Source organism: Thalassotalea ponticola, from assembly GCF_041379045.1.
In the GTDB taxonomy this organism is placed as follows: domain Bacteria; phylum Pseudomonadota; class Gammaproteobacteria; order Enterobacterales; family Alteromonadaceae; genus Thalassotalea_A; species Thalassotalea_A ponticola.
This window is the reverse complement of record NZ_CP166871.1, coordinates 2,287,288-2,300,226: the sequence shown is the minus strand read 5'-3', so window position 1 is coordinate 2,300,226 and position 12,939 is coordinate 2,287,288. Positions and strand designations below refer to the sequence as shown.

The 12,939-nt window shown below is 46.2% G+C and carries 10 protein-coding genes; all 10 read left to right on the top strand.

Going from position 1 to position 12,939, the window contains the following annotated elements; translation table 11 throughout:
• The 10 genes from lpxA (at position 1) to ACAY30_RS09925 (ending at position 12,932) form a co-directional block, all read left to right on the top strand.
• Positions 1 to 771 (top strand): acyl-ACP--UDP-N-acetylglucosamine O-acyltransferase, encoded by a 771-nt coding sequence (gene lpxA, locus ACAY30_RS09970; protein ID WP_290251401.1) that lies wholly within the window; start codon positions 1 to 3, stop codon positions 769 to 771.
• A gap of 32 nt (positions 772 to 803) precedes the next feature.
• On the top strand, positions 804 to 1,952 hold the full coding sequence (gene lpxB / locus ACAY30_RS09965; RefSeq protein WP_290251400.1) for a lipid-A-disaccharide synthase: 1,149 nt from the start codon (positions 804 to 806) through the stop codon (positions 1,950 to 1,952).
• A 56-nt stretch (positions 1,953 to 2,008) separates the two neighbouring features.
• The gene (rnhB, locus tag ACAY30_RS09960; RefSeq protein WP_290251399.1) at positions 2,009 to 2,620 is read left to right on the top strand and encodes a ribonuclease HII; all 612 of its coding nucleotides are present in this window, start codon (positions 2,009 to 2,011) and stop codon (positions 2,618 to 2,620) included.
• Positions 2,620 to 6,099: a DNA polymerase III subunit alpha gene (dnaE, locus tag ACAY30_RS09955; protein ID WP_290251398.1), complete on the top strand. Its 3,480-nt coding sequence runs from the start codon at positions 2,620 to 2,622 to the stop codon at positions 6,097 to 6,099. Before rnhB ends, dnaE begins: the two co-directional genes overlap by 1 nt.
• A gap of 109 nt (positions 6,100 to 6,208) precedes the next feature.
• Positions 6,209 to 7,165 (top strand): acetyl-CoA carboxylase carboxyl transferase subunit alpha, encoded by a 957-nt coding sequence (accA, locus tag ACAY30_RS09950; protein ID WP_290251397.1) that lies wholly within the window; start codon positions 6,209 to 6,211, stop codon positions 7,163 to 7,165.
• Positions 7,166 to 7,332: 167 nt separating this feature from the next.
• Entirely contained in the window at positions 7,333 to 8,736 is a 1,404-nt protein-coding gene (gene tilS / locus ACAY30_RS09945; RefSeq protein WP_290251396.1) for a tRNA lysidine(34) synthetase TilS, read from the top strand.
• A 14-nt stretch (positions 8,737 to 8,750) separates the two neighbouring features.
• Positions 8,751 to 9,959 (top strand): serine/threonine transporter SstT, encoded by a 1,209-nt coding sequence (gene sstT / locus ACAY30_RS09940; RefSeq protein WP_290251395.1) that lies wholly within the window; start codon positions 8,751 to 8,753, stop codon positions 9,957 to 9,959.
• 406 nt (positions 9,960 to 10,365) lie between these two features.
• Complete coding sequence (locus tag ACAY30_RS09935; RefSeq protein WP_290251394.1) at positions 10,366 to 10,728, top strand: SirB2 family protein; 363 nt, start codon at positions 10,366 to 10,368, stop codon at positions 10,726 to 10,728.
• Between the two features lie 75 nt (positions 10,729 to 10,803).
• Positions 10,804 to 11,604, top strand: coding sequence for a transglutaminase family protein (locus ACAY30_RS09930; protein ID WP_290251393.1), 801 nt, complete (start codon positions 10,804 to 10,806; stop codon positions 11,602 to 11,604).
• 83 nt (positions 11,605 to 11,687) lie between these two features.
• Positions 11,688 to 12,932: a DUF819 domain-containing protein gene (locus ACAY30_RS09925; RefSeq protein WP_290251392.1), complete on the top strand. Its 1,245-nt coding sequence runs from the start codon at positions 11,688 to 11,690 to the stop codon at positions 12,930 to 12,932.
• Positions 12,933 to 12,939 lie beyond the last annotated feature (7 nt).

The window sequence follows — 12,939 nt, the reverse complement described above, 5'->3', positions numbered from 1 at the left end:
GTGATACATCCTCAAGCGATTGTAGAGCCAGGCGCCAAGCTTGGTAAAAATGTCAGTGTGGGCCCATTTACCTATATTGGTAACGATGTCGTGATAGGTGATGACAATGTCATTCACTCGCACGTGGTGATCAAAGGTGATACCCAAATTGGCAATGCCAATGTCATTTTTCAATTTGCCTCAATAGGCGAAGACTGCCAAGACAAAAAGTACGCAGGCGAACCTACTCGGCTTGAAATTGGCGATCGCAACGTGTTTCGCGAAGGGTGCACGATACACCGCGGTACTGTACAAGACAATGCCATTACCATTATTGGTAATGACAATTTGTTCATGGCAGGGGCTCATGTTGCGCACGACGTTATCGTTGGTAATAACGGTATTTTTGCCAATCACTGTAACCTTGCCGGTCATTGTAACATTGGCGACTGGGTGATCTTTGGTGGTCTATCGGGAGCGCATCAATTTACCCACGTTGGCTCGCATGCCTTTGTCGGTGGTGGTGGTATTGTACTTAGAGATATCCCGCCGTATGTCATGGTCTCGGGTCATCCGGCTAAGCCGTTTGGTTTAAACAGTGAAGGCTTAAAGCGTCGCGGTTTCGAGCAAGACGTTATTCTCAAAATAAAGCGCGCCTACAAAGAGGTTTACCGCAAAGGCAATACCATTGCCGAGGCCGTTGCTGCCATTAATGAGATTGGCGAAGATATTCCCGAAGTTAAGGCGTTTGCTGACTTTATTGCCAATTCACAACGCGGTATAGCGCGTTAAGTAAGCGGGCCTTATTGCAGATGAGTGTGGATATGGATAGTCACCGAGCGCCGGTTTTCGCCATTGTCGTTGGCGAACATTCTGGCGATACATTAGGCGCCGGATTAATCCAGTCATTGCGCCAACGCTATGCCGATGCTGAGTTCATTGGCATTGGCGGACCAAAAATGGAAGCACTTGGCTTTCAAAGCTTATTTGCGATGGAAGAGTTGGCGGTAATGGGGATTGTTGAAGTACTCGGCCGTTTGCGTCGTTTATTGCACGTTCGCAAGCAATTAGTTGAGTATTTTAGCCAGCACAAGCCAGATGTCTTTATTGGTATTGATGCGCCAGATTTTAATTTGGGATTAGAGCTTAGGCTAAAGCAACAAGGTATCAAAACCGTTCATTACGTCAGTCCCAGCGTTTGGGCTTGGCGTGAAAAGCGGATCTTTAAAATCGATAAAGCCACTGACATGGTGTTGTCGTTATTGCCTTTTGAAAAAGACTTCTACGACAAACACCACGTTGCCTGTACCTTTGTCGGTCATCCTCTTGCCGATAGTATACCGATGCACAGTTCAATGTCCGGTGCCCGACAATCGCTCGGCTTAGACGCCGACGCCACTTATTTGGCCTTGATGCCTGGCTCTCGCGGCAGTGAATTAGCGATGTTACTGCCCGACTTCTTAGCGGCCGCTGTGTTACTCAAACAGCGCCACCCCGATTTGCAGTTCGTCGCCCCAGTTATCAATGATATTCGCGAGCAACAGTTTACTCAGTTGTGGCAGCTGCATGCACCCGAATTGCCGATAACGATTATCAACAATAAAACTCAAGCGGTAATGGCTAGTGCCAATTGCTTATTGATGGCCTCTGGTACGGTGACACTTGAAGGTGCATTAGTTAAACGGCCAATGGTTGTCGCTTATAAGTTCAATTGGTTAACGGCGATGATCGGTCGGATGCTGGTTAAACTCAAGTGGTTTTCACTGCCGAATTTGCTCGCCAATAAACCTTTGTTGCCCGAACTATTGCAAGAACAAGTAACCCCTGATAATTTGGCAAAAGCGGTCGAGCCTTTGTTGTTTGAGCAACAGCATCAACTGATGCAAGAGTTTGTACAAATCCATCAAACGCTTAAGCAAAATGCCAGTGAAAAAGCCGCAATAGCGGTGATTGAGCTTATGCAATCACCTTAGTGTCACTTAGCACTAACGACAATCATAAATCCCCTGATCTCTGGAGTAAGCTGTATATGAGCGATGAATTTGTTCGTCCAAACGTTGCAATAATCGCCGGCGTAGATGAAGTCGGCCGCGGCCCTTTGGTTGGCGCCGTTGTCACTGCCGCTGTTATTCTCGATCCTAAAAATCCAATTGCTGGATTGGCTGACTCGAAGAAATTATCTGATAAAAAGAGAGCGCTATTGGCGCAACAAATTCGCGATAATGCGCTAGCCTTTAGCCTCGGCCGAGCAGAGCCTGAAGAGGTGGATCAACTCAATATCTTACAAGCGACTATGGTGGCGATGCAGCGAGCAGTAGCTGGGTTAGCGATACAACCACAACACGTCTTGGTTGACGGTAATCGCTGTCCTCAATTTGCGGTGCCAGCAACCAGTGTGGTTAAAGGAGATAGCAAGGTAGCCGAAATATCAGCGGCATCGATTTTGGCCAAAGTCGCTCGCGATGAAGAAATGATCGCGCTAGACAAACGCTATCCGCAATACGGTTTTGCCAGTCACAAAGGATACCCGACCAAAGCGCACCTCGAAGCGTTATCCATCCATGGTGTATTGGACTGTTATCGAAAAAGCTTTAAACCGGTAGCCAATATTCTCGCCCAGATGCAACAAGAGAGAAGTTAATGCAAGACCCAAAGTTTGTGCATTTACGTGTACATAGCGATTTTTCAATGTGCGATGGCCTCAATAAGGTCAAACCCATTGTCAGTAAAGTGTCTGATCTTAATATGCCGGCAATGGCACTAACCGATCAAATGAATTTATGTGGCCTAGTAAAGTTTTACGGCGCCGCTCAGGCAAGCGGTTTAAAACCGATTATTGGTTGTGACTTTTGGGTTAAGAGCGATGAATTTGAGGATGATATCTTTCGCTTGACGGTGTTAGCACAAGACAATCAAGGCTATAAAAACTTAACCGAACTAATTTCTAAATCTTATCTGCGCGGTGAAATACAAGGTCGTGCGGTTATGGACAAGAGTTGGCTTGTCGAATACAAACAAGGCTTAATTATTTTAAGTGGTGCACGTCAAGGCGATGTCGGCAAGGCGCTGTTAAAGGGCAATCAGCAACTCACTGAGCAATGCTTAGCATTTTATCAAACCCACTTCAAAGACAGTTATTACCTCGAATTGATTCGCACCGGCCGCGATCAAGAGGAAGATTATCTGCACATGGCGGTTGAGCTTGCCGCACAATCCAATACGCCTGTCGTTGCAACCAATGACGTGGTATTTCTCGAGCAAGATAATTTTGATGCCCATGAAATTCGCGTGTGCATTCACGATGGTTATACCCTCGACGACAAACGCCGACCGCGCAATTATTCAAATCAGCAGTATTTGCGCAGTGAACAAGAAATGTGTGAGCTGTTTGCCGATATTCCCGAAGCGCTGCAAAATTCAGTGGAAATTGCCAAACGCTGTAATGTCTCAGTGCGCCTTGGTGAGTATTTTTTACCTGATTTCCCCACCGGCGATCTCGACATTAAAGATTATTTAGTCAAAGTCTCGGAAGAAGGCTTGCAAGAGCGTTTGGAATTTTTATTTGATAAAAACGCCGACGATTTTGCCGATAAGCGCAAACCCTATGATGAACGGTTAAAAATAGAACTGGACGTCATTAATGACATGGGGTTCCCAGGCTATTTCTTGATCGTTATGGAGTTTATCCAGTGGTCAAAGGACAACAATATTCCCGTTGGGCCCGGACGGGGCTCGGGTGCAGGCTCTCTGGTGGCCTATGCGCTAAAAATTACCGATCTTGATCCGCTTGAATTCGACTTGCTTTTCGAACGCTTTTTGAACCCTGAACGTATATCGATGCCTGATTTTGACGTCGACTTTTGTATGGATCGTCGCGATGAAGTTATCGATCACGTTGCCGATTTATACGGTCGCGATGCGGTGTCGCAAATTATTACCTTTGGTACCATGGCCGCCAAAGCGGTTATACGCGATGTCGGTCGCGTACTTGGCCATCCTTATGGGTTTGTTGACCGCATTTCAAAGCTGGTGCCCGGCGATCCCGGCATGACGCTTGCCAAGGCGTTTGAAGCGGAACCTAGGCTACCCGAAGTTTACAGTCGCGATAACGAGGTGAAAGACCTTATCGATATGTGCCGCATCCTCGAAGGCACAACCCGTAACGCCGGTAAACACGCAGGGGGCGTGGTTATCTCGCCGACGACAATAACCGACTTTGCACCGCTGTATTGTGATAGCGAGGGGCGCAATCCGGTTACCCAATTTGATAAAAACGACGTCGAAGAAGCCGGTTTAGTTAAGTTTGACTTTCTCGGTTTGCGTACCCTTACGATATTGCAATGGGCCATTGAAATGGCCGATGCGAAGTTGCTGAAAGAGGGCAAAGAAGGCATTGATATCGCCGCTATTCCGCTAGACGATAGCACCAGTTACGAGATGCTGTTACGAGCTGAAACAACCGCCGTATTCCAGCTTGAATCTCGCGGAATGAAAGACTTGATCAAACGCCTTAAACCGGATTGTTTTGAGGATATGATCGCCTTGGTTGCTCTGTTTCGTCCAGGGCCTTTGCAATCGGGGATGGTTGATAACTTTATCGATCGAAAGCACGGTCGTGAGGAAATCAGTTATCCAGATCAAACCTGGCAACACGATAGCTTACAACCAATATTAGAACCCACCTACGGGGTTATCTTGTACCAGGAGCAGGTCATGCAAATTGCTCAGGTGTTAGCAGGATATACGTTGGGTGGTGCCGACATGTTGCGCCGAGCCATGGGTAAGAAAAAGCCGGAGGAAATGGCCAAGCAGCGTTCGGTGTTCAAAGACGGCGCTGAATCTCAAGGTGTAGATGGCGAGCTGGCGATGAAAATTTTCGACTTGGTTGAAAAGTTTGCCGGCTATGGTTTTAACAAATCTCACTCAGCGGCTTACGCCTTGGTGTCTTATCAAACTCTGTGGATGAAAGCACACTTTCCGGCGCCATTTATGGCTGCGGTTATGTCTGCAGATATGGATAACACCGACAAAATTGTTACCTTAGTAGACGAGTGCGCCAACATGGGCCTGGATTTGTTGCCCCCCGACGTCAATTCGGGTCTGTACAAATTTACCGTCAACGATGACAACCAGATTGTCTACGGTATCGGCGCAATCAAAGGGGTTGGTGAAGGCCCTATTGAAGCGATTATTGAAGCGCGACAGCAAGGTGGTCCATTTAGAGATCTGTTTGATTTTTGCGCGAGAGTGAATTTAAAGAAAATCAACAAACGGGTACTTGAGCGGCTAATTAAAGCGGGAGCCATGGATAAATTGGGGCCGCATCGAGCCGCCATGGCGGCAACATTAGATGAGGCGATCAAAGCAGCCGATCAACACGCTAAAGCGCAAGCCATCGGTCAGGATGATTTATTTGGCCTTATCAATGAACAAGTTGATGACACGATTCAGTCGTTTAAGCAGGTCGCTCCATGGGAAGAGGCGGTGTGGCTAGACGGTGAACGCGAAACCCTAGGACTTTACCTGACCGGGCATCCAATTAATCGCTACCTCGACGAAATTAAGCAATACGGGGCACCGCGCTTAGTTAACTTACAGCCAGGCGGTAAAGATAAAGTGGCCACGGCTTCGGGGCTGGTGATCGGCGTGCGCGTGCTGGTCAATAAAAAAGGACGCCGCTGGGCACTGGTTACCCTTGATGATAAAAGTGCGCGTATCGATGTGCGATTGTTTCCCGATGATTTTGAGCGCTATGAAGAGATACTCAAAAACGACAGTGTTTTAGTGTGTCGCGGACAGGTCAGCTTTGATGATTACTCCGGAGGCCTTACAATGACGGCTCGAGAAGTAATGACAATAACCCAAGCGCGCGAACATTTTATTAAATCAATCGATTTAAATTTAGTGCAAGCTGCACTGGCGGTTGACTTTACGGGTCAATTGCGACAAATATTAACACCTTACAAAGAGGGAACGTGTCCACTCAGGGTGTTTTATCAGCGTCCAGAGGTGTCAGCACAACTTGAACTAGGGACACTGTGGCGAGTAACCCCAAGTGACACTCTAGTACATGAGTTAAAACTTTTACTTGGCGAAGATAATGTCGCCATGCAGTTTTAAAATTAGAATAAGTTTAGTAAAATCGCTTGCTTAAGCGGTTTGGATGACCTCTGTTGCCATCATCTTACATGCGACAAAGGCAGAAGATAACATATTAGGTAATCAATTTATGTCACTCAATTTTTTGGATTTTGAGCAACCTATTGCAGAACTAGAAGCAAAAATAGAAGAACTGCAATTAGTCAATCAGGGGCAAGAGCTCGATTTAGATCTAGAGTCTGAAATTGCACAATTGCGCAATAAAAGCGAAGAATTAACACAAAAAGTATTCGCCAATTTAGATCCGTGGCAAGTGTCGCGTATTGCGCGCCATCCCGGCCGTCCATATACGCAAGACTACATCGAACGCATGTTTACTGATTTTGATGAACTTGCTGGTGATCGCGCATATGCCAATGACGAAGCAATAATCTCGGGTACGGCGCGCCTCGATGGCCGTCCAGTTGTGGTCATAGGTCATCAAAAGGGCCGCGCTACGGCGGAAAAAGTACGCCGCAATTTTGCCATGCCACGTCCAGAAGGCTATCGCAAAGCACTTCGCATCATGGAAATGGCCGAGCGTTTTAACATGCCGATTATTACCTTCATTGACACGCCGGGTGCGTATCCGGGCATCGGCGCTGAAGAGCGCGGGCAGTCGGAAGCCATTGCCCGCAACCTGAAAGTGATGGCGCGCTTGAATGTACCTATTATTTGTACCGTTATCGGTGAAGGTGGTTCGGGCGGTGCGCTTGCTATTGGTGTTGGCGATCGCGTAAACATGTTGCAATACTCGACCTACTCGGTGATCTCGCCAGAAGGGTGTGCGTCTATTTTGTGGAAAACCGCGGAAAAAGCGCCTCTTGCTGCCGAAGCCATGGGCGTTACTGCTGATCGCATTAAAGAACTTGGCTTAATCGACAATATTATCGAGGAGCCACTAGGCGGTGCACATCGCGATTTCGATTTAATGGCCAATACGTTAAAGCAAGCTATTAAAAAAGACTTAAGCGATATTGAAGCGCACGACAAAGATGATTTGATTGAAAATCGCTATCAGCGTTTAATGAGTTACGGCTACTGTTAGACTCGTTGTAAGGGGAAGCTATGGCTTCCCTTTTTCACAGTCTATGGTTTGATCAGCGATAGTCATTATCAGCTGATAACATCGGTGACTGGCAAAAATAAGCGTCTTATGTGGCGCTTATTTCATTTTGATAGCAGTGGATTTAAATTGGTAAATTGTAGACGGCAATGACAGTAACTAACTTACAGCAAACACTATTGCGCTTTTTAGCTGAGCATAGCCTGTTGTCGACGCCATTAGTTATTGCCTACAGTGGTGGGTGTGACTCACAAGCGCTATTACACGCCGCCGCTCATTTACAAGATGCAGGTCATATTAACGGCTCACTTAAGGCGATTCACGTACATCACGGATTGAGTGACAACGCCGATAGCTGGCAACAATTCACCCAAACACAAGCAAATAGCTACGGTGTTGATTACCTCGCGGTAAGAGTTCAACTGGACGCCAAAGCCGGTCTAGGCATTGAAGCTAGTGCGCGCAAGGCGCGTTATAACGCACTCAGTACCAACAGCGCAGAGCATGCCGTGATCTTAACCGCCCATCACCAAGACGATCAGTTAGAAACCATGTTGTTGGCATTAAAACGCGGTGCGGGAGTCGCCGGTCTTGCGGCGATGCGAACATTGCGAACCGGCGAAAAACAGCAGCGTATCGGCAGACCACTATTAACGGTTAGCCGTCAAGAGATTGAATGCTATGCCAAATACCATCAGTTAGCGTGGATCGATGATGAGTCGAATCAAGATCAGCGATTTGAACGCAACTTTTTACGCCAAAACGTATTGCCTTTGCTGACGCGACGTTGGCCTCACATACTCAACAGCAGTCAACGCAGCGCTCGTCATTTAGCCGAAGCACAAGCGTTGCTCGACGAATACGGTCAACGAGATATTGAGCACATACTCGGGCCCAATGACGGTCTGTTAATATCAGAGCTTTTGCAATTTTCTATCGCTCGACAACGTCACCTGATCCGCCAATATTGTCAGCGTTATGCGTCGATTACCCTGTCTGAGGCACAGTTAAATCAGGTTCATCAGACCTGCGTGTTGGCAAAACAAGATGCGACACCTAAAATCGAATTGGCCGGCGGGATCATTCGTCGTTATCAAAACCAGTTAGTCATTACTCAGCACTTTAACGATGTGAGTGATTGGCAATTCCTACTTGCCGTGGCTGAGTTACCGCAACGAGTAGAACTGCCCGATAACTTAGGCTATGTTGACCTATGCCTTGTCAATAAGACCAACGACGATAAGCCTGCCGCTGACGGGGGCATTGATATACCGCTTGCGATGGGCTGCCAGCACATTCAATTGGACTGTCATTATCACAATGACAAAGTATGGCCCCAGTTTCGAGATAAGCGCCGACAACTGAACAAAGTCTATCAAGAGTTAGCTATAGCGCCTTGGCTGCGCAAGCGACAAATTTATCTGCGTGTCAATGACCAGCTCGCCGCCGTTGTCGGTCAGTTTATCAATAAAGATTACTTGCAAACACTTGATCAAAGTGAGCAAAGCCAACACAATACACTGCGCATTTACAGGCACAATAACAAACAATAAGAGAACTAACATCAATGACAGAATTATTAAATAAGGTGATTAAAGCCAGTCTGGTTAAGCAAATCATCGTGGCTATTTTTTTGGCAAGCTTGCTAGCGACAATTGCCCCTGATATCGCGAAAAACTTTGCCATATTGGGTGGTCTATTCGTCAATGGCTTAAAAGCGGTAGCCCCGGTGTTAGTGTTCGTTCTTGTCATTGCGTCGATTGCCAATCAAAAGCTCGATAGTGATGCCAAGTTAAAGCCGATTATATTTCTGTATTTAATCGGTACCTTATGCGCCGCATTCACAGCGGTAACGATGAGTTTTTTATTTCCGACATCTTTGTCGCTGGATCTGGCCAGTGCCAACGCGAATCCACCGAAAGGGCTTAATCAGGTACTCACTACGTTAGCCTACAAATTGGTGGACAATCCATTAAACGCGATTGTAACGGGTAACTTCATCGGCATTTTGGCATGGGCGCTGGGCTTAGGTTTTGCCTTTAAACAAGCGAGTACTAAAACGAAAACCGTGATACAAGACATTGCCGAGGCGATATCTGCCGTTGTGCGTGTGGTCATTCGCCTCGCGCCTATTGGTATTTTTGGTCTAGTTGCCAACACCATAGCCACTACCGGTTTTTCGGCACTGTATGAATACGGGCAGTTACTGCTGGTGTTGTTGGGCTCGATGTTAATTATTGCTTTGTTGGTCAATCCGTTGATCGTCTTTATCATCACCCGCAAAAATCCGTATCCACTGGTACTAACCTGTTTAGCCAAGTCGGGCATAACCGCCTTTTTCACCCGCAGCTCGGCGGCCAATATTCCCGTTAATATGCGCTTGTGTCGTCAGCTTAACTTGCACGAAGATACCTATTCGGTGTCGATACCTCTTGGCGCGACGATTAATATGGCGGGGGCGGCAATTACGATTACCGTATTATCATTAGCTGCGGCACACACCTTGGCTATTGAAGTCGATCTCGGTTCGGCGTTATTGCTCAGTGTTGTGGCAGCGATTTCAGCCTGTGGTGCGTCTGGCGTCGCTGGCGGTAGTTTGTTACTGATCCCTCTCGCATGTGGCCTGTTTGGTATTCCCAATGACGTTGCGATGCAGGTTGTTGCGATCGGCTTTATTATCGGTGTTGTTCAAGATTCAGCGGAAACCGCCCTTAACAGCTCAACAGATGTTGTTTTTACCGCCGCTGCATCGCATTATATTGAAGACAAAAGTTAATAAATAATGAAGAATCATAAAAAAAGCTGCTAAGGCCGCTTTTTTTATGATTAAAACTCGCCAAAATCGGCTTAGAAATCCGACAAAGTTGTCGCTTGTGAAGTTTTCCACACAAGTTGTGGATAATGTTGTGTATTAACCTTTTACAACAACCGATAAACCAATAAGAACCGCCACTTAAAGGCTTTGAGTGATATTTAATCAAAGTTAAAAATTGTTTAAATATCGCCTAAAAAGCGATGTAAATATGATCGTAGCGAAGCTCTGTAATTGTTTTAGTGAATAAACTGTAAAAGTTATAGCTGCGATAAGCAAAAAACAGTCAATACATTACAACTGACGGCGATTATGCTATTCTAGCGGCAAGTTTTTAATCGTTGCTTTCGATTCGGAGTAAATTTATTACATGTTACATTTACATATGACATTGGCCGCATTGAGCGTCGCGTTATTTAGCTTTCGCTTCGCCTTGTGTATGACAAAATCTGACAAGCTAAAGTCACCTTGGTTGAAAATAACACCGCACGTAATTGATACGGCACTGTTACTTATTGGCGTTGTCATGATGGTTCAACTGTCACTGTATCCGGGCCAAGTAAGCTGGATGACGGAAAAGTTATTTGCAGTAGCGGCGTATATTTTTTGTGGCTTATACGCACTTAAATGGGCGCGTAATAACACCATGCGAGTCATCGGCTACTTAGGAGCAATGGGCTGGGTCGTCCTTGCTGCTCGAGTCGCGGTAACCAAGCAAAACTTTTTGTTTTAAGCGCCAATATTGCAAATGCAATGTAACCATCACTTATTGTTGTACCGCTTGGCGGTTAATGAGTAATCAGGATTAATGAAAGAATTATTGTTAGCAGAATTAAAATCTGAGCAAATCGATTTAGTAAAAGCGGTGTGTTTAATAGAACAACATTTGTGGTCAACTGATCCCAGTGAATCACAGGCAAATATCGAAGTAATTGCCAGCTTTATCGCTAGTGCACAAGACGCGTTAAGGGATATTGGCGACCCGTTGGAAAAAGCTGAACGTCTGTTGCAATTGATTTTTATCGATCAGCTCTTTGTCAGTGAGTACAAACCAACGTGGTCGGTGTCGGAGCACCAATTACAATACGCTATTGCTCATCGTTCGATAGCGCCGGTTGTAAAAAATATGCTTATTTTGCATGTTTGCCGTCAATTGGGGTTTCGCGCCGAAGCGGTGTACGTACCTGATTCGGTGATGGTGCGCATAATTTGCGATGACAATTATGCGATTATTTTTGACTGCATTGATGGGAACCCAATAACTTGGCAGGAGCTTGAACGCCGCTTAGGTCAAGACAACGAAGAGCATGTATCGCTACAGCCGATAAACGATGACAAACTGTTTATTCAGTATTTATTGAGTTTAAAAGGGGCATTAATTCGCGAGCAGTATTACCAGCATGCGTTGCTGACCACGGATCTCGTTTTGGCTTTGGCGCCGTCTGATGCTAATTGCCAGCGGGAACACAGCTTTTTATTAGAGCAGGTTGATTATCACAAAGTGGCGTTTGATGATCATCAATATTTTAGCGACAAAAGCACCAATCAAACTCAGTGGCTCACAGAGTCAATGTACACCGTATTGGAGCGCGATTGTAAAGTTCACTAACACTTTATATGTGAGCTTTATAAGGCTGATTTTACGTCATAATTTAACAATACATAGCCGATACAAGGCGATAGGGAGAGTTCATGGAATCGAGTGCATTGATCACCAATGATGCATCCGTGTTAGGATTATTAGCGATTATGTTAGGAGCGGTATTTTATACTGCGCACTCTAACCATCAATTTTGGCAACGCTTTTACGCCATCGTGCCAGCGGTTTTACTGTGTTATTTTTTGCCCTCTATTTTAAATAGTACAGGGGTTATTAGCGGTAAAGAGTCCAATCTGTATTATGTTGCCTCGCGCTATTTATTGCCCACTTGTCTGGTACTCCTAACCTTAAGTGTCGACTTAAAGGCAATCGCCGGACTGGGGCGAAAAGCGGTGATATTGTTTTTTACCGGCATGCTCGGCATCGTTATCGGTGGACCTATCGCCCTGTTAATCGTCGCCAGCTTTAGTCCTGAGTTGTTATCGGTGCAAGGTCCAGAGGCGGTGTGGCGCGGTTTGACAACGGTTGCTGGCTCATGGATTGGTGGCGGCGCAAACCAAGCGGCAATGAAGGAAATATATGATGTTGGCGACAACATTTTCTCGGCGATGATCACCGTTGACGTCATCGTTGCTAACTTGTGGATGGCTGTGGTGTTAATTTTAGCGTCTAATGCCAAGCGCATCGACGCCAATACAGGCGCCGATACCAGTGCTATTCAACGGTTGCAAGAGCGAGTCGAAAACTTTCATGCTGAGCACTCGCGGATACCGCAACTCACCGATTTGATGTTGATTTTAGCGATCGGCTTTGGCGTCACCGGTTTTGCTCATATGTTTGCCGACAGTATTACCCCATTTATGGTGGAAAACTATCCGAGTCTCGACAGACTGTCGTTTCACAGCAAGTTTTTCTGGATGATTGTGTTTGCTACTGCTGTAGGTATCGCCTTGTCGTTCACTCGTTGGCGCAAATTGGAGGGGGCAGGGGCTTCGAAAGTCGGCTCTGCCATGCTGTATATCTTAATCGCCTCTATTGGGATGAAAATGGATATCAGAATGATAGCCGATGCGCCAATTTATTTTGTTATAGGTATTATCTGGATGCTGATCCATGCGTCACTGATGTTGCTTGTTGCTAAGTTGATTAAAGCGCCGTTGTTTTACATGGCGGTTGGTAGCCAAGCGAATGTCGGCGGTGCGGCATCGGCACCCGTTGTGGCATCGGCATTCCACCCATCATTAGCACCTGTTGGCGTACTATTGGCTGTTCTAGGTTATACTCTAGGTACTTTCGCAGCCTGGTTTTGCGGGCAGATTTTACAAACTGTCGGCTAATTATTAA